Origin of the sequence: Affinundibacterium flavidum (assembly GCF_014284175.1) — a bacterium.
GTDB classification, from domain to species: domain Bacteria; phylum Pseudomonadota; class Gammaproteobacteria; order Burkholderiales; family Burkholderiaceae_D; genus Undibacterium; species Undibacterium flavidum.
In genome coordinates this window covers 22044-38911 of sequence record NZ_JACOGA010000003.1, presented here as the reverse complement: position 1 = coordinate 38911, position 16868 = coordinate 22044, and the positions used below count along the sequence as shown (strand labels likewise).

The window sequence follows — 16868 nt, the reverse complement described above, 5'->3', positions numbered from 1 at the left end:
CAAGGATATTTGCGGAATAACTTTAAAGCAAAAAGGGTGTGAACATACTTTGTTCACGCCCTTGGAATGAAATTGATATCTTAGTCACGCATGATATCGTGTTCACTTAGTATGCATGCTTGTATACATACTAAGCGTTAGAATTTATGTTCAAAACTAAGACTTACATTTCGTGCGCGATCAACATTGGTACGTAATGTATCATTGTTGACGCGGTGGTTGAGTTCATAGTTACTTTGACTAATGGAGTCGGTGGTTTTGCTATTCGTGATGTTATTGATTGCGAGACGCAACTGGTTTTGTTTATCAAACTTCCATAATCCAAATAGATCGAGCGTCGATGGTGACTTGATATACTCACGATCAGTCAGATTGGTTTGTTGCCAATGTGAATCCTGCAGTTTCGCGTTCATTCCCATCGTCAATGGCAAGTCTTTTAAACGATAATTTAGATTTAGCGTGAATTGGTAGGTATAAGGATTGAGCTGATTAAATGGTTGCGGTAAGCCTTTAACATTCGACCAGAAGTGCATGTAGGTCATACTTACATCCAAGTCTGGTGCTTCATTTACAAAACGCTTGAGAGGAAACTGGGTACTCAACTCCAAACTCTTACCAACGGCGCTACCGATATTTATATATTTCTTCCACAGTGAATTATTTTCAGAATACACAATGTCGCGAATGAGGTCATTCACTTGTTGTATCTTGGCCCGTGCGGCATAGTTCAATCCATCTTTACCATTATGTTCAAATGCCGCGTCTAAACCCCAAGCTAGTTCAGGGCGTAATTTGGGATTGCCGATGAAGTTAGGATTTTGATGTGAGTTGTTCACCGAATAAATTTTTGGTGACACCAGATAGAAATCATTTGGAGCCTGGTAGGTGCGCGCTAAGCCTAGGCGAATTCTCTCGGTATTTTGTGGATCGAGTTGCCATAAAGTTTGCACAATGGGGCTCAACACGCTGGTTGTATATTTAGATTTCTCTTGCTCTGATCCTTCACTATTAATGCTAAGCGATTCCCAGCGTAAGCCTAGATAGATAGATGAATTTTTTTGAAATTTCCACTCGTCTTGCGCGTACAAGGCTGACTTATATAATTCGTTGCGTGCACTTTGTGGCAGATAAGTTGGTTGAGCATTACCGGGGAAAATGTCGGTCTGATTGCGATCAATATGTACCGTTGTGCCTGCACCTGTCCATCCCATTACCAGATCATGTTCTGTATTAGTCGGGACGCTGACTTTGCCACTGGTATGTGCACCCAAAACCCTAACATCGGTGTCGTAGTTACGCACGAATCCGAGGTCGTCACTGTTGCCATTGCCTGTTTTGAAATTTTGTGAATTTTGGAAATTGTTCATACGGTTTGCATGCAATCCGCCTGAAATATCGAGCTTCCAATCATTTCCAAGAGTGGTTGTCGCGCGTATCGTGCTATTTAAATTGGCACGTTCATTGGTGTCGTGATAGCGAATTTTTGCGATATTGAAAAGTTTGGTTTTTGAGAAAAGATAGTCTTTAGTGCTATCTGCCTCCCCACTTGCATAGGCGAACATAGTGGTCGATGTCAGATTGATGTTGGAGTCAGTCTTATATTGCAAACGCGGAGAGATACGGATATCGCGATCCCTCATGCGGCGCTCGGTCACCGTGCCGTAGCTTAAATCTTGACCATTTGAATCTAAGCCAGTTTGTTCAGTTCTTGTGTAACGCGGTATGTTTGCACCGGCAGAGTTCAAGCCTGCAGTGACCGCAACTGAGTGCGAAAAATTACCTTGTTTACCTGATTTATTCCACTCAACACTACCTTGTTCGCGTTGTACGTGACCGACTGTCACTTTGACGGATTGCTGTGCGGTCGATGCTGTGCGTTTCAAAATAATATTCACCGTACCAGCGACAGCTTGCGTACTAAATTGGGCATTCGCAGTGCGATAAATTTCTATGCGCTCTATCATTTGCATAGGTATATCTTCGACATTGACGCCACGCGGTGGCTCACCGTCAATCAGGACTTGAGTGTAATTGGCGTTCATGCCTAACAATTGAATTTTGTTGTTATTGACTTGTACGCCAGGTACGCGACGCATGGCATCGAGCACATTCGTATCACCGAATTTCACCAGGTCGGCGGTACTGATAATGGTTTTTGCTGCCGCATCTTGTCGTGATAATTGTGCTTCGCTACGCGCTTGTACTTCCACTCTTTGCGGTTCTGGTTTCTTAGCATGGATTTCTTGCTTTACTTGAGACGGTGGCTCCGCAGCTTGTTGCGCATGGGCGCTGACCGCTAACACATTACATAACAACAGCGTGATGACGGAGCTGAGTGGCGCTTTGAAAGGCAAAGCTCTAGCGAGTGGAGTTTTCAAGAATGGAACGTGCATATTTTCCTCAATAATAAGAGTTCGCCGAGGGGCTGTGACGAACGAACAATCCTGCGAATTCAAAGTGAATGGGACTTTATCGAAAACGTGAAAGCGAAAGTATCGGTTTGCGATGAAACGCAGAATTGTTGGCGCGAAAGGGGGAATGAATCTGGTGAATTATCAATAGCTTCGCATCAAAATTGGGTGCGGAACTTGAATCAGAAATCGATAATACATTTTTTTGCCGAGAGAAATGTATCTATATTTGAGGTGCTTTTTCATTTGAAATTTAGCTGGCAAGGACAATTATTCTTGCATTTGCCATTATCAAAAAATAGAAATTGTTAATATCTTTTTTGGATTCTATTTTATAATTTCTAGATGCTCGATTTGAGCGGCATAGTTTGCCTCCGTCTGTCGGTCTTCACTAAGGTTCACTTATTTTATCTATGAAAAAGTCAAAAATCTTCGCATCATTTTTGTTAGCAACGCATTTCATTAGCGTATACGCACAGGAAAGTACTAACGACGATAAGACAAATCGAGTCGAGATCTCGTCATATAAAGGACCAGAGTTACGCTCCTATGCGCAAATGCTAAAAGGATTAATCGCTTACAGAGAGCAGCATCAACTCGCGCCAGATTCTGAACTCTATTTCATCTTAATTCCAAAATCTAAAAATGTCGCCGTGCAAGGTCTCACAATGCGACTGGCAAGTGACGAAACCTCGGTCAACATCCCGATTGATGCTGGCGGAAAATTTCAATTACCTTTGATAGAACTTAAGAAAGACGACGAGTACGATTTAATTCTCAATAAACCCAAGGGCCAGTTTTATATCAAACCTTACGTCAAAAGTGCTAATTTGCCAGACGATGCGAAGCGCTTGGGGGATCTCAGATTGGAATGCCAGGTCAGATGGGCGATAGAAAAACAAGACGTCTCTGTGGTGTTTAACACCTATGTCAAATTATTGGCATCGGGTAATCCATGTACATCGCGAACGGTTGCGGTACATTTTTTTGCGCCAAGCGATGCGAAGTTCGTGACGCTAGATACAGCCAAATCAACATTCTCGTATGAAATTCGCCCTGACAAGCAATACACTCTGCCGATTTGGGATACAGCGTTAAGTGATGAGGGTTTAGTCAAATACCTGCGAAGTGCCGCCGAGCCTGCTGCCATAAGGCAAGAAAATTAGCCAGCTTTGCGGCGAGGGTGCAGCACATTGGTTTCTATAAGAAGTCGAGATAGTGGCGTTGGGGCACAAATTTTTGATCATTCTGACTGCACCGTCAAAGTTGGGAAAATCATGCGGCGACGAATATAGAATTAAGAATCCGTGGCTTCACGCATAGTTGCGTTTCCTGCTCGCGGAAAAAGTCTGTGTATAGCTAAGGCTGTCATGAATATTTGGTCTGACAGCACTATGTTGTCTAGAGGGGTGATGACAAGAGATGCAGAGCTTAGCTAAACACTTTATATATATAGCGGTTTATTTTGTGATTGCGTCGTATCCAAATCCCAAGATCCAAGTAGCCGCACTAAAGCTTGCCATTCCCAGAGCATATGATGCACCGGCTTTGATGAAATTCATCGGCTTACTTTTGTCAAAAAATTGGCCTATCGCCCATGAAAGATAGAGGGCTGAAATCGCTCCTGAAACTGCCATTAGCTTGAAATGTGTTAGGCCTTCTATTAACGCAAAAAAAGCGAGAAATAGCATACCTATGCCCATGACAAAAGACAGTAGTATCGATATTTCAAAAAAATTGTTATCGTATTTTCTGAAGAAAATTTTGAGCCAACAGGCAATGAATAGCCCCATCATGATGTTTGCATAGCCATAATGATTTTGTACCCAAGTTGAAATCACATTGACTGCTGCTATTTTTTCGTCGCTTAAGCTTACGTAGCCTTTTTCAATATGGAAAAAATGTTCTACTAGGCTATAAATCAAAGAGGTAATGATAATAAATATGATAGGTTTGACGAGTCGGCTTCTGTTTTCAGATATGTATTCTCTGACGCTTTTTCCAGGACGAATTAGTAGCTCTCTAATTGTGAAAAAAAAGCCTTTCTCGAAATGTAAGACGTGCTTAATTTCATGCAAGACGAATGCGCCATCGATTCTTTTCAGTTTGGCAGCCTGCCCGCAATGAGCACAAAAATTATTATGTATTTTGCTGTGACAGTTTTTGCAGTTCATTTAATATCGATCACAAGAGGTCAATTATTTCTCTAGTATAGTTGGGGAACTTGATTGTATAGAGGAAAATTAATTCCCCGCCACAACTTAGTCCGCTTAAGACGTTCAATCCGTTCATTCAAACTGTTTTTTGAAATCCTCAAATTGTGCAGACAGCGCAACGACTATGCCACGTAGTTGTACGACTTCCTCTTCTAAATGTGCCAGCCTGTCTTTGTGTGCCGCTGACGGCGTTGCCATGCTTGGTGTACTCGCTTGCAATTCGTCAATTGCAGTTTCGTCGTAACACAGCAAATGCGCGTAACGTGGCTCTTTGGTGCCCGGTGCTAATGCTAGCCGCGCTATCAAGGGGGGATATTTGTTCATCAAAAAATCCAGCGATTTTTCGACATCGGCAACGCTAGAGAACTCATGCAAACGACCAGCACGGCTGCGAATCTCTCCCGCCGTTTGCCAACCGCGCAACATCAAGATCGCGAGCGTTGCCAGCTTATCTTGCTCCAGCATCCACTTCAAACGCATGCGATGTTCATATTTCGCGACGCGTGCCCCTGCCTGATGCGTTATGCCTACCAGTTTTCAGACAGCGAGCCTATCCAGCGCTTCACTCACTTGAGTTTCGGTTAGCGACATGACCGGATCGCGGCTGGTAAGCTGGTTACAGGCATTGACTAGCGCATTGAGCGAGAGTGGATAGTTGTCCGGTGTTGTTGCTTCTTTTTCGGCGAGCGAGCCTAAGACGCGAACTTCGATTTCGTCGAGAAATTCATTAGTAGATGTGGTCGCTTCGCTGGTCATGAAATACTTTCTTGAGATTATTCAGAAATGAGGAGAGTGGATCAACCTATCGACTAGCAAGCCGAGGAATGAGCATACTCAATCTGTGCTTATCTGGTCAATTTATTTAAGATTACACGAGAGCAGGGCGCATAGAAATGCACTCTTCATCGTTCGCATGGAATTCTAATTTTTTACAGAAAACACGAATCATGTTGTGTGTTAAATCGTGTGTTTTTTATTAATTAATGAATTACAATGCGCCCCAAACTTGATTTCTGATATTGATCGAGCTTAGGTAAGCTTGGTGCAGGAGTTTTTGTTTTGATTTTGGTTTCATTCATTTTAATTTTATTGAAAATCAACTACATGAAAAAATTATTTTCTGTCGTCGCAGTAGCCATTCAGTTCGGTGTTGCAAGCTTCGCCTGCTTGAGTTTCGCTCAAGTTGCCCATGCTCAGCAAGTCTATGTCGGAGCATCTGTGATGACCCCAGGTGAGGGAAAGTGGTCTTACGCACCAGGCGTCTCTGTTGCCGATTATGATCATTCCCTGGCAAAAAAAATCTACGCTGGCATTGAACTTGATCGTGATTTGAGCATAGAAGCAGGCTATCTCGACTGGGGCTACCGTTTTCAATCCCCCTCCATCGGCAGTCAGCATAGTATGTCCAGGCAATTGCAGTTAAAAATCAATATGGTGTACGCCGCTGCTAAGATCAGTAAGCCAGTGAGCGATAATTGGACCTTATTTGCTAAGGCTGGTATCGCGAGAACCCAATTCGATAATGATCAAGTGAGCTCGGATAGTTACGTACGTGGTCTGGTTGGATTTGGTGCGGAATATAGCGTCACGAAACAATTGGGATTGGTAGTTGAGTTCCACCGCGCTGGTTCAAATCAGGGTACTCCGCAACAAAAACTTGAGGCGGGAATCAAGTGGCGTTTTTGAACGCATGTCAGATTCGCTAGGGCTTAGTTCGGGCATGCATACGAGGATTATGTTGCGCTGAACGGGCGAGGCGTGGGCAAGTCGTACAATTTTTGAACAACATTCGCTACTTGCACTCGCCTCATTTCTCTTGGCCTGATTCTTTCTGATAATACATTCAGTTCTTGTTTAATCTCTTTGTCTGTTTTTTTTGTACCGAATTCATCATCTCATTTGCCACATTATTTGTCCCTTTGTTTGTGGCTTTGTTTGTGGTTTTGTTCGTCGCTTTGTTTGCGACTCTTGCCCCTGATTTCCGCGCAACTTTTAGTAATCTTAGAAAGGTAGGACAGGTAAAGTGATTCGGAGCTGGACATGCCGCCGCATGTTTCAGCCCCTCACGCATGGCAGTCAGCTCCTTAATTTTTTTGTCAAGCTCATCGGCTTTGGCTTGCAACATGTCACGTCGTAGCTGTTTTTTCCCTGTGTTTTTATCGATGAGGAGATCGGCTATTTCCGCCAGGCTGAAGCCTGCCTTACGCGCCAAACTGATAAAGGCGAGGTGTTCAATCACACTCTCGTGGTATTGGCGTCGCAGTCCAAGTCGGCTTGTCGAAGCGATCAATCCTTTTTCTTCATAAAATCGTAAGCTTGAAGCAGGCAAACCTGATTGTTGTATAACTTCTGCAATATCCATATCGCCATTTCCTTCTATAAAAAAGTACTTGACCTCAAGTTGACTTGAGCTTGTATGCTAGTTTATATGCGGTGTCGGCACAAGTACTGATGGAGAATAATAGGAAGCTACGCAAGAACTGAGCAACAAGTCATTGATCAATTCTAGATTAAAGAGGAAGAACTAAACATGGAAGCAAATTATTGGCATCAAAAATGGCAACGCGGCGATATCGCTTTTCATCGTGACGAAGCTAATCTGCATTTAGTAGCACACTTGGCACAATTGGAATTGACTGAAGGTGATCGTGTGTTCTTGCCGCTTTGTGGCAAGACGCGAGATATTGCCTACTTGCTCAGTTGCAGTTATCAAGTGCTTGGAGTTGAGTTAAGTGAACTCGCAATATGCGAATTGTTTGAAGACTTATCAATTGCACCGCAGGTTTCCTTAGTTGAAGGTTTCGATGGTTTTCATCGTTATCAAGCCGATGGCATCACGATCTTTGTCGGCGATTTCTTCAAACTGAGCGCTGAACTTACTGGCGAGATCGCAGCGATTTATGACCGCGCTGCTCTAGTCGCCTTGCCACGAACTATGCGCAATGACTATGCCAAGCATTTGATTAAACTCAGCCACAATGCACGGCAACTACTAGTTACCTACGAATATCAACAGGAACTCATTGACGGGCCACCGTTTTCGATTTCTGAACAAGAAGTCAGGGAGCACTATGGCGAGACGTATAAGATCAGCATGGTAGATCGTGCTGAAGTCGAAGGCGGGTTGAAAGGAAAAGTACCTTCGAGTGAATCGGTATATTTGCTGCGATAAATGAAGCGATAACGGCTGCGATAAAGCCTACAACAGCGGTCGCAATAAAGTCCGAAATAAAGCGAGAAGTCCGGCTGTGAGAGACTTGACCTCGCACTTTTATTTCATTCCTATTACTTTATTTATTGCTTCGTTCCAGTTTGCCCATAGAGCTGAACTTTTGTACTGTCGCCCGTGACTTCAAAACTCGCGCGCACACCGGTATCGGCATGGATGAAGGCAAGACCATCACCGACTATTGGGGTCATCGCATAGCGATCGCCATTCGGAAAGATGATAGCCAGAATATTGTTTTCAAACGCGATTTGTATTTTCCAGCCTTGTTCGGTAAATACATATTGGCCTGCCAGCGCTTGTAAAGCTTCTATCGTTTGGGTTTGACGTTTTACTTGTGTTTCGCGGAACCAAGGCCAGTTGTAGGTGCGGGATACTGCACCCAAGAATTCTGAACCCAAGCTTGAACCATTGTCGGAATTGCTCATGTAGACTGCGCCATCGCCAGTCTCTAGATTCATCGTCATGCCCACACGATATCCCGCGGTACCGCCATAATGTGTAATAAAAATTTGATCTTTCTCGCCAATCAGACGAAATCCATAGGCATGTCCATCGATAGGATTGGCTAAGAATTCTGTCATGGTCGCTTTAGAGATTAATTTGCTCTTCCCAAGATAAGCCTGACGTAATTCGATCAAGAAATTCGCCATATCGCTTGGTGTTGCCCACAAACCAGCAGCAGCTTGTTCGGGATGATTGTGCCAACCGCCAGCGACCATACTACCTTGTGCGGTGTGACCTCGTGCGATAAGCGGGTAATATGAAGTAGGTATAGGTTGGGTGAATTTCGCCTGTTTCATGCCAAATGGCGTCAGCACCCAGTTTTGCAGCAGCTGATCAAACGGCATGGCAAAGCGATCTTGTAATGCGATTTCAAGCACGGTGTAGCCACCCCCTGAATAACGTACTCCGCTATTCGGCGCATTCACCACTTCGACTTTACGCCCGTTTGCAGGTGGTTCGGCGAGTACAGTTTGCAGATCGGTCGGTAAAGCTTGTCCATTCGGATAACCATCATAACCACCTGCAGTGATACCTGATGTATGGGCGAGTATATTGCGCATGCTCACTGGGTTGCCTGCTGTTTGCACCCCAGCTGGCAGATGATATGACTTGAGATAATGGTCGATGTTCTCGTCGATGTTCAGTAAAGCCTTCTGTTTCATCCTTAGTGTTGCGAACAGCGTTACTGGCTTTGCCAAAGAGCCCGCTTGAAACAAGCTATGGCAATCGGCTTTGCTACCACCTTGCGTTAAATTCCCCCATGCCGCACTCCAGGCCAGTTTACCCTGACGAATCACTGCAACCGATAAGGCTGGCGTTTTACTTTGTACTAGGCGAGTTTCAATCGGAATTGGCTGACTCTCATTGATGAATACGACTGCAGGCAGAAAATTAGCAAGCACTATTTTTTGCTGTGCTTCTGCACCTTCTGCGGTCGTACATTGCCAATGCTGCTTATGACCTGATGTGACCGGATTAGTCACGTTTGTTGGTAATGTACTTGCTAAGCTTACGCAACTGAAAGCCGATAAGAGTTGTCCGATAAATAGGTGCTTTAACATAAACCTTCCTTTTTTGAGATGGATAATTTACCAAAAAGTTGTCGAGTTATATTTGCCGAAGTATAAATTAATTTACATGTGATTTTGAAGACTACATTACACAATTATTAGGCACTAAATCTCATTTTTAAAAAATTGCACTATCGTTGACACAATTTCTGAACCGGTTTAAAAGCGATGATATGATCTGCGATGTTTGTGAAAAGGAATTTAATTTCAAACACAGAAGAGTTCAACAGTGAGTTGGTAAAAATACGCTCAATTGTTTTGAATTCGCTCAATTATTTGCTTATTTCTGATTGCACATCACCTGTTTTTTTAGAAAGCTGGCTGATATTTTGGGGATTAACTCACACAAGGATAAATGGAGACAAAATGAATAAAGCAATACGACTAGGATTAATCGGGATGATCATCGCCAGCCTCAGCACCACGGCATTGGCACAGATTGATTTGAACCACCCGCACCGTTCGACTGCAGACAAAGTACGTGATGTGACGAGTAAGCCTTTGGAAACCATCGCCTTGATGTCGATTCAGGAGGGGATGACGGTGTTAGATCTGTTAGGTGGAAGTGGCTATTTCAGCGAATTGTTGTCACAACAGCTTGGCGCGAAAGGCAAAGTTCTTTTGCATAACAATAAGGCTTACATGCCTTTCGTTGGCAAAGATTTAGAGGCGCGTCTGGCGGATGGTTCCTTGAAAAATGTTGTTCGTTATGATCGCGAAGTAGATCAGCTTGGCTTGGCTGAAAATAGTTTGGATGCAGTTTTTTTTGTGATGGGGTATCACGATATGTATCACGTCTCGCCGGGTTGGAAAATCGATGACAAAGACCTCATGGGGCAAATCAAAAAAGCTTTGAAACCTAATGGTTTAATGTTGGTAATCGACCATGCCGCACCGATAGGTAGCAAGTTAGCTCAGGCGCAGGACAATCATAGAATTGACGAAGAGTTTGTCAAAACTTCGCTAAAAGGATTCGGCTTTGAGATTGTGAAGCAGAGTGATCTCTTACGTAATCCTGCAGACACTAGAACCAATCTGGTTTTTGATCCTGCTATTCGCGGTAAAACAGATCGATTTGTGTTTGTCGTGAAGAATATGAAAGAGTGAGTTGGGTGATGGTATGAACGCTGCCCATCTTGGCCTGCTGTCTGGCAGTACCTGACAGCAGGCTTTAGTCTTTTTTAGTCTTTTCGCGATCGTTCTTCCACTGCAGCAGGTTCAGTTATGCCTTGGTCTTTCATATCCTCCTGAGCTTTTTTTGTTTTCCATTTGGAGTAAAAATAAGCAGTACCCGCCACTGCACCAGTTACCGTCGCTGCCGCGCCAATCACAGGCGCTGCTGCGACAACAATAGGTGGGCCTATCATGGCTGCGCCCGCGGCAACCCCTGCAGCAATACCGAAACCCATCGATACGGTTTCGGCTTTCTCTTTAATCTCAGCATGATTTTCTTCAAGCTTGTCATCTATTTTTTTCACGCCATCGATGAATTGATTACTAACGAACTGAGCAGCATGCGTCGTACTATCCGTTAAATGTTGGCTTTTTTCTTTGACTTGTTCCATCAATGCTTGAGTTGTTTCATGTTCGACGATATTGCACAAAGATTGCTGTAGTGATTTTCCAGCAGCCATCGCGATTGAGCCAGCTGCATTGGTTTTATTGATGGCTTCTTTGCTTACCGTTTGAGAAACCACTTGAGTGAGATCTTGTGCGACATTCTGTACATTAAGCAAACCACGACCTGCACCATTTGCCGATTGCAATGCTAATTGGCGCAGTTTTTCAATATGGTCTTTCATACGAAATTCCTAGGAAAATAAGAATTGTGATTGTAAGCCTAGAGTTTGTAATCGCCGATATGAAATAAGCAGTCTACCGATGAGATTTTAAAGCTTGGCTCAGGCATCCGCTCTCGCGCTCGTTCAGTAAGGTCATGTCAATCCAAATTGACCCTCAAGGAATGTGCATAAATCGGACCCGCAATTCTCTCAAGCTAGTACCAAAATTTTCAAAAAAACGACGAGTTTATAAGCGCAGTCTGACTGGCAGAAACACCTTGAAATGACATGTTTGACACGTAAAGTTAACATGAAAAGCAATCAATCAAATTGAATCCAACTGAATCCAACAATATCCAACAATATTCAACAACGGCAAGGTGCAGTCAGATACCTGGCAACCGTTGATATGACTACTTATTCCAGCTTGGCATGATGTTTGCTGATGCTGATATGCAAACACCTCTCAGATGACATGCGATGTTTCAACGCAGCTTACCTGAAATTTAAATGTAAAAAAATAACTATTTTATAGTAAGTTGAAAATGGCTATACTGGGTCAAGTTAGAAAGTTAATCTCAATAAATCTAAGAATCAATCTAAGAATCAATCTAAGATATCGTGATACAGCTAAATAATTTTTGAATGTTTTTAGATATTTTTAGATGCTAATAGACATTAGGCTCCAAGTCTAAGTGAAAGGATTTAACATGCAAATACGTTCATCTCGCCTAGCGGAGCAAGCTCGTTCACAATCAGCGTCACACTCGTCGCAATTAAAACAGCGAGAGGCAGCACAAGTGCTCGATACTCGGGATGTGCAGTCCGCCCAACGTAAAACTCAAGGTATTGCGAATCGTAGTTCTGCTGCCAGCCAGTTGAAGTTGTTGCAGGCAAAAATGGCTGGCAAAGCAGACACAACCCAAAGAGTTGAAGACGATGAATCTATACAAGCTAAGTCTGACACTGCGCAGCTAGTAGAGGACGAGGAAATTTTGCAGGGTAAATTTACAATAGCCCAGCGTGTGGAAGAAGATGAGCCGTTACAAGGTAAATTCGACACGGTGCAATGTGTAGAGGATGATGAGCTCTTGCAAGGTAAATTTGATGCAGCTCAACGTGTTGAGGAGGAAGAACCCGTACAAGCCAAGAGAGAGACGGCACAGTTAGAAGAAAAATTTCGACCCAATAATACAGGTTTGCCAAATCAACTTAAATCGGGGATCGAATCACTATCTGGTATGAGCATGGATCATGTCAAAGTCCATTACAACTCATCACAACCTGCACAACTGAATGCACACGCTTTTGCGCAAGGAAATGAGATTCATGTTGCACCGGGGCAGGAGCAGCATCTGCCGCACGAAGCTTGGCATGTAGTGCAGCAAGCGCAAGGCAGGGTAAAGCCAACTATGCAAATGAAAGCAGGTGTACCAATCAATGATGATGTCGGCTTGGAGCACGAAGCTGATGTTATGGGAGCAAAAGCTGTGAGTATGGCAACGCCGGTAGCACAAAGCGTTGCCATGGCGATGTCGGGTGGGAATATTTTGCAGCGACGTGAGGCAATTGATAACCGTCAATTGCAAATCGATGAACTGCAAAATGCATTTGATGGAATTGCTGATAATGGACAAATGGCGTCTCAAGAAGAAATTGAACTCCATGATGATGCCATACATGCTGGACAACATCACCGCAATAGAGTGGTCAGAAGGCGCGCTTTGCGATCAGATTTGCAAGGGAGAATAGATGCCTTGGAAAGAAGTCAAACGAGAGACAATTTGAGACTGCCTAATCTTAGTGGTCAACAAGCGGTGCAACTATTTGTCGCGCAAACTAAGCTCACAGGAACAATTGACAATCAGAGTAAGAGCAAATACCAAGTCACCTATACGGGAAAGAAAAGTGACTTTAAAAGTGGTGATGAGCCCGGTGGATCAGGTATTACTGGCGTAACAGGCTATTCCGCATCGGTTGAAATCGCTGACGCAATTACTAGCGGTGATCAGGTTTATCGAGACTCAGTAGGCGTTAACGCTTCGGATCGTGAATACCATCGAGGGCACATTTTAGCTAGTGCGCTAGGTGGAAGTGGTGCAGCTGATAATGTTTTCTTGCAAGATGGCGGACAAAACACGACAGGTAAATGGCCTTCTTTTGAAAGACAGGCTGGTGGCTATAGAGATGCCGGATCACAATCACAAGCAATGAGTTATCGTGTGACTTTGCTAGGAAGCAATCTGAAATATGATCAAGGTCTCTAGAAGCTACTAACATTCAAATTGAGAGATGTGTTCAATCCAAAAGAGGGGACACCAAGACGTAGTTCGTCGCCTAGCCTGAGGCTCTTGCGAAAGGTGAGAACCTCGTGCATTTCATCGTGCATGTTGATTTGAAGCCATTCAGGAATGGGCGAATTAGGTCAACTCACGGGCACTTGGCGTTGTCGTAAGTCGCTTACAGTGCCGTAGCCTAAGATTCGCTGCGGCGCAGTTTGGCGGTGTAGTTAGGGGTTTGAGCAGCGTGTTGTTCGCTGAAACTACAAAGCCACAACGTAGCCAAGCAACTTGGCAAAGCTGCCGCTCTTCGACGATAGCCTAGCACCGTGTCCACACTTTTCCATTCGATTCCTGATTTGGATGTTAAGCAGCCCTAGTGTCAATTTGGAGAAGTTAGCGCTGATCGAAAGAAAAACGGGATCGTTGTGTGGAAGGTTACACATCGATCTGGATTAACTGAATCGACTGAAATTCAAGATTTAATCCTATCTCTATAGCACGATCGGGATTGTATTGTTGACCTAATGTACGAGGTGAATTTGATGAAAGTCGTCGTGCCTGTTCAACATCAGAATTCTGGTCCGAAATCTGATCAAACATCAATTCGGCAGTTGCAAGTGGGGGCGGTAACAAAGTCGGAATCCATTGATATGCGTTCGCATGCTACACAACTGCAAGCCAGACAATTACTTGCGCAAAGCAGCCCGCAAGCCTTGCAATTAAAAGCGCTTGCAGATGTCACTAAACGTGCTGAAAGTAGGTCAGCCCCAACTAGCACGAAACAATTCGCAAAACGTTCAACTGACCAGCACAGTAACGGATTGACGAATGTAGCTCATCTCGGCAAAGGTGAAATCCAATTAAAGAAAGATAAGGCTGTCGACGTATTTAATGATGGAGAGTCAGGCGTTAGCACAGCGACCAAAGTCATCGACCCCAAAGATGGTTCTAGAGGACTTTTTAAATATGCCTATGGTAGCGGGAACATTATTGACAGCTTCAACGGAAAAAATATTGCCAATCCCAAAATCGCTGACGGAACGAAGTACGCAGGCTTGACTGCGCCGAATATTACCGTGAAGGTAGCCGCCCATGACCTTACTGCCGATTACGGGGATGGGGCGCTTACAAAAAGTGAAGTGACTAGCGGCGGGCGTCCACTACATTTCCGCCATGCAGATAATGCCCACAAAATTGACCGTACAGACAAATATACTTGGCACCATTTGCAAACCATGGGAAAAATGGAATTGATCGATATGAATGTGCATGGCGCAATGTGGCATTATGGTGGAATTTCTGGTTGGGCTGCTTCGCTCCATAATTCTGACGCCGGTGACGATGATCCAAGCGCATAGCAGGCGAGATCGACGTTTGTTTGTCCATTACTACACCCTGTTTCTGACGCAAACGTGATTGGTCAGATTCTTAGCTTTGCAGATTTTTAGCTATACAGGTTCTTTGCCTATTCGAAGTGGTTTTGCCAGCGATAAGATAGGTGTAAGTTTGCCCCACAAAGAGATTGCAAAACGGCAGCTATTTCAATGCCAACATTTCGTCTATCACCTCTTCTAGTGGTGGATTCTTGTCGACAATTTCGGCAAAGCTCAGCCCTTTTTTTTCAATCAAATACACTAGTGCGAGATGATAGCGAACATACAGTCCAGAAGAAATCTGCAGCCTTTTTTCATGCGATTTTAATTGTGCAAGGTTACTCGCATAATCGAAGGATTTTTTTCCTATCAAGTCGGCGTAACCTTCTTTGATCCAGCTTTTGGTCTTAGACAATGAAGTGAAAAGACCGGTACTGTTGACCATCATGCCGTGAGTGATTTCGTGTGAAATAAAATAAACCAGATCTCTATCCGCCGCGTCAGCCATCGTTGCACGTGGTGGAATAATACGATTTTCAGCGATGACACTGGGTCGAATAAAAGAATTGTTGGGGCAGAATTCAATATTAAATCCGCCTGCATCCGGCCTCAGATTGGCAATAAGACGCCAACGCCAATTTTCATTCGAGATAAATATTCTGTATTCATGCTGGGCGTTGTAATAAGCAGATTTTTTTATCCTCTCTAAGATGGTAAGACTAAGTTTGTCAATATTCGAAGGCAATTTCTCATCGCTGTAGATGACGATATTTTCGTTTTGATACTGATACGTATACAAAAAAGAAGGGAAAAAAATGACCGCGCCATATAGAAATGCGAGTGCAAATAAACTGATGAAGCCACGTTTGATTATTTTAAATCTTGAAGAATGACTCATGGTTCCGCTTTATCGATGAAATGCACGCTCGAAGTTGGTACACGCGAGCCTGAAATAAAATGCTTGAATTGTAGCTTATGGGAAATCTATAGGGAAATACATGCCATCAGATCGTAGATGCCCTGAATTAGTCACCTCTCAACCTGTATTGGCTTATATATTCTTGTAAGATCGGAATAAAAGCATGAATTTGCGAAGATGAAAAATGACAAATTTCTTTTAATTCTCCGTTTGAAAACCTCTGTTGGTATTTATGATTTGTCTTTGAGTAGTTGAGCCATTTAAAAACAGGATATCTTTTTTTTATTTGCATCATATCGTGTAAAACTCCTGAGGGAACTAGAATCAATTTTCCTTGATTATTTTCGATGAAATTATCCAAATATTGAATATGCGAAAGGGAGACAAGGTCCATAAATTTGACTTTGTTTTTTGATTTTATTCCTATTGTCGGTACATCTAATAATTCTATGAAAGAAATATTACTAGCGTCTTGACTCCCTAGATTTAATTTACTGAAATTTCTATGAAAAACGACGCCGTCTTTTCGCTTGTCGAATGGGTAATCGTTCAATAAGAAAGGATGATGCTTGCCATGCGTTTTCCAAAAACAAACGCCGTCAGCATGATATTCAAGAATTCGATCAAAAAATGAAGAATTTGAAATGTCTTCTGAATAGTTTGCATCTGAACTTAAGAAAATAATTCGCGCTTTTTCTGGCGCCTGTCCTTGATACGGTTTCTCTTGAAAGAGCGTGGTTAAGGACCGTGATGGGTGCTTGTTGAAAGACATAGTATTTGTTTCCTGCTTAGGAAGTGAAGTAATTGATGGGACATGAACTAACTTTCAAAGCTGACGACACTTGATTGGATACATAGCACATCCCCCAAAAAAACTAAATGCATTTCTCAAGAGCTTGGTGATGAACACTGACCAACTTCATGGCATTTCTCCTAAAAAACGTTGAACTGGATTTAATTTCTTGGGGAACATAGTTTTGATTCCTAAGAAACCAAAGTCAACATTTTTCCTCGCAACATATTCAATAAAGTGAAATAAGGCCAAGCTCATGCGTCCATTCATAGCAATTGACAGTACTTGTC

12 protein-coding genes and 2 pseudogenes are annotated in these 16868 nt (G+C 43.3%); 6 read left to right on the top strand and 8 right to left on the bottom strand.

The annotated features are described in order from the left end of the window. Positions 1–137 precede the first annotated feature (137 nt). Positions 138–2393, bottom strand: coding sequence for a TonB-dependent receptor plug domain-containing protein (locus H8K55_RS03710; RefSeq protein WP_186940691.1), 2256 nt, complete (start codon positions 2391–2393; stop codon positions 138–140). Positions 2394–2824: 431 nt separating this feature from the next. Between H8K55_RS03710 and H8K55_RS03705 the strand changes: the two genes are divergently transcribed. Then, positions 2825–3577, top strand: a complete 753-nt coding sequence (locus H8K55_RS03705) for a hypothetical protein (protein ID WP_186940690.1) — start codon at positions 2825–2827, stop codon at positions 3575–3577. A gap of 294 nt (positions 3578–3871) precedes the next feature. On the opposite strand, the gene H8K55_RS03700 is transcribed toward H8K55_RS03705, so the two are convergent. After that, the gene (locus tag H8K55_RS03700; protein ID WP_186940689.1) at positions 3872–4585 is read right to left on the bottom strand and encodes a DUF3667 domain-containing protein; all 714 of its coding nucleotides are present in this window, start codon (positions 4583–4585) and stop codon (positions 3872–3874) included. 114 nt (positions 4586–4699) lie between these two features. Further along, a pseudogene (locus H8K55_RS03695) lies at positions 4700–5383 on the bottom strand (YceH family protein). A 348-nt stretch (positions 5384–5731) separates the two neighbouring features. Between H8K55_RS03695 and H8K55_RS03690 the strand changes: the two are divergent. Next, positions 5732–6313, top strand: a complete 582-nt coding sequence (locus tag H8K55_RS03690) for an outer membrane beta-barrel protein (RefSeq protein WP_186940688.1) — start codon at positions 5732–5734, stop codon at positions 6311–6313. A gap of 268 nt (positions 6314–6581) precedes the next feature. On the opposite strand, the pseudogene H8K55_RS03685 reads toward H8K55_RS03690, so the two are convergent. Continuing rightward, positions 6582–6989, bottom strand: a pseudogene (locus tag H8K55_RS03685) (helix-turn-helix domain-containing protein); the annotation flags it as partial. A 168-nt stretch (positions 6990–7157) separates the two neighbouring features. Here H8K55_RS03685 and tmpT point away from each other — a divergent pair. Next, complete coding sequence (gene tmpT, locus H8K55_RS03680; RefSeq protein ID WP_186940686.1) at positions 7158–7799, top strand: thiopurine S-methyltransferase; 642 nt, start codon at positions 7158–7160, stop codon at positions 7797–7799. Between the two features lie 122 nt (positions 7800–7921). Here the strand turns inward: tmpT and H8K55_RS03675 are convergent, their stop codons facing one another. After that, positions 7922–9421, bottom strand: coding sequence for a serine hydrolase domain-containing protein (locus H8K55_RS03675; RefSeq protein WP_186940685.1), 1500 nt, complete (start codon positions 9419–9421; stop codon positions 7922–7924). A 375-nt stretch (positions 9422–9796) separates the two neighbouring features. On the opposite strand from H8K55_RS03675, the gene H8K55_RS03670 reads away from it, so the two are divergent. Beyond that, positions 9797–10537, top strand: coding sequence for a class I SAM-dependent methyltransferase (locus tag H8K55_RS03670; protein ID WP_186940684.1), 741 nt, complete (start codon positions 9797–9799; stop codon positions 10535–10537). 74 nt (positions 10538–10611) lie between these two features. Here H8K55_RS03670 and H8K55_RS21550 read toward each other — a convergent pair whose 3' ends face one another. Then, positions 10612–11232: a hypothetical protein gene (locus tag H8K55_RS21550; RefSeq protein WP_222612348.1), complete on the bottom strand. Its 621-nt coding sequence runs from the start codon at positions 11230–11232 to the stop codon at positions 10612–10614. A gap of 689 nt (positions 11233–11921) precedes the next feature. Here H8K55_RS21550 and H8K55_RS03660 point away from each other — a divergent pair. Both H8K55_RS03660 and H8K55_RS03655 read left to right on the top strand, forming a co-directional pair. Further along, the gene (locus H8K55_RS03660; RefSeq protein WP_186940683.1) at positions 11922–13478 is read left to right on the top strand and encodes an eCIS core domain-containing protein; all 1557 of its coding nucleotides are present in this window, start codon (positions 11922–11924) and stop codon (positions 13476–13478) included. Between the two features lie 557 nt (positions 13479–14035). Beyond that, positions 14036–14851 carry an HNH endonuclease signature motif containing protein gene (locus H8K55_RS03655; protein ID WP_186940682.1) on the top strand — a complete coding sequence of 272 codons (816 nt, stop codon included), beginning with the start codon at positions 14036–14038 and terminating at the stop codon, positions 14849–14851. 178 nt (positions 14852–15029) lie between these two features. Here H8K55_RS03655 and H8K55_RS03650 read toward each other — a convergent pair whose 3' ends face one another. Together H8K55_RS03650 and H8K55_RS03645 are read right to left on the bottom strand one after the other, a co-directional pair. After that, positions 15030–15764 (bottom strand): hypothetical protein, encoded by a 735-nt coding sequence (locus H8K55_RS03650; protein ID WP_186940681.1) that lies wholly within the window; start codon positions 15762–15764, stop codon positions 15030–15032. Positions 15765–15891: 127 nt separating this feature from the next. After that, complete coding sequence (locus tag H8K55_RS03645; RefSeq protein ID WP_186940680.1) at positions 15892–16557, bottom strand: hypothetical protein; 666 nt, start codon at positions 16555–16557, stop codon at positions 15892–15894. Positions 16558–16868 lie beyond the last annotated feature (311 nt).

What these genes read in the sequence shown, in the direction of transcription:
- H8K55_RS03710 (WP_186940691.1), bottom strand. Translation starts at nt 2,393, where the DNA reads ATGCACGTTCCATTCTTGAAAACTCCACTCGCTAGAGCTTTGCCTTTC.
- H8K55_RS03705 (WP_186940690.1), top strand. Translation starts at nt 2,825, where the DNA reads ATGAAAAAGTCAAAAATCTTCGCATCATTTTTGTTAGCAACGCATTTC.
- H8K55_RS03700 (WP_186940689.1), bottom strand. Translation starts at nt 4,585, where the DNA reads ATGAACTGCAAAAACTGTCACAGCAAAATACATAATAATTTTTGTGCT.
- H8K55_RS03690 (WP_186940688.1), top strand. Translation starts at nt 5,732, where the DNA reads ATGAAAAAATTATTTTCTGTCGTCGCAGTAGCCATTCAGTTCGGTGTT.
- tmpT (WP_186940686.1), top strand. Translation starts at nt 7,158, where the DNA reads ATGGAAGCAAATTATTGGCATCAAAAATGGCAACGCGGCGATATCGCT.
- H8K55_RS03675 (WP_186940685.1), bottom strand. Translation starts at nt 9,421, where the DNA reads ATGTTAAAGCACCTATTTATCGGACAACTCTTATCGGCTTTCAGTTGC.
- H8K55_RS03670 (WP_186940684.1), top strand. Translation starts at nt 9,797, where the DNA reads ATGAATAAAGCAATACGACTAGGATTAATCGGGATGATCATCGCCAGC.
- H8K55_RS21550 (WP_222612348.1), bottom strand. Translation starts at nt 11,232, where the DNA reads ATGAAAGACCATATTGAAAAACTGCGCCAATTAGCATTGCAATCGGCA.
- H8K55_RS03660 (WP_186940683.1), top strand. Translation starts at nt 11,922, where the DNA reads ATGCAAATACGTTCATCTCGCCTAGCGGAGCAAGCTCGTTCACAATCA.
- H8K55_RS03655 (WP_186940682.1), top strand. Translation starts at nt 14,036, where the DNA reads ATGAAAGTCGTCGTGCCTGTTCAACATCAGAATTCTGGTCCGAAATCT.
- H8K55_RS03650 (WP_186940681.1), bottom strand. Translation starts at nt 15,764, where the DNA reads ATGAGTCATTCTTCAAGATTTAAAATAATCAAACGTGGCTTCATCAGT.
- H8K55_RS03645 (WP_186940680.1), bottom strand. Translation starts at nt 16,557, where the DNA reads ATGTCTTTCAACAAGCACCCATCACGGTCCTTAACCACGCTCTTTCAA.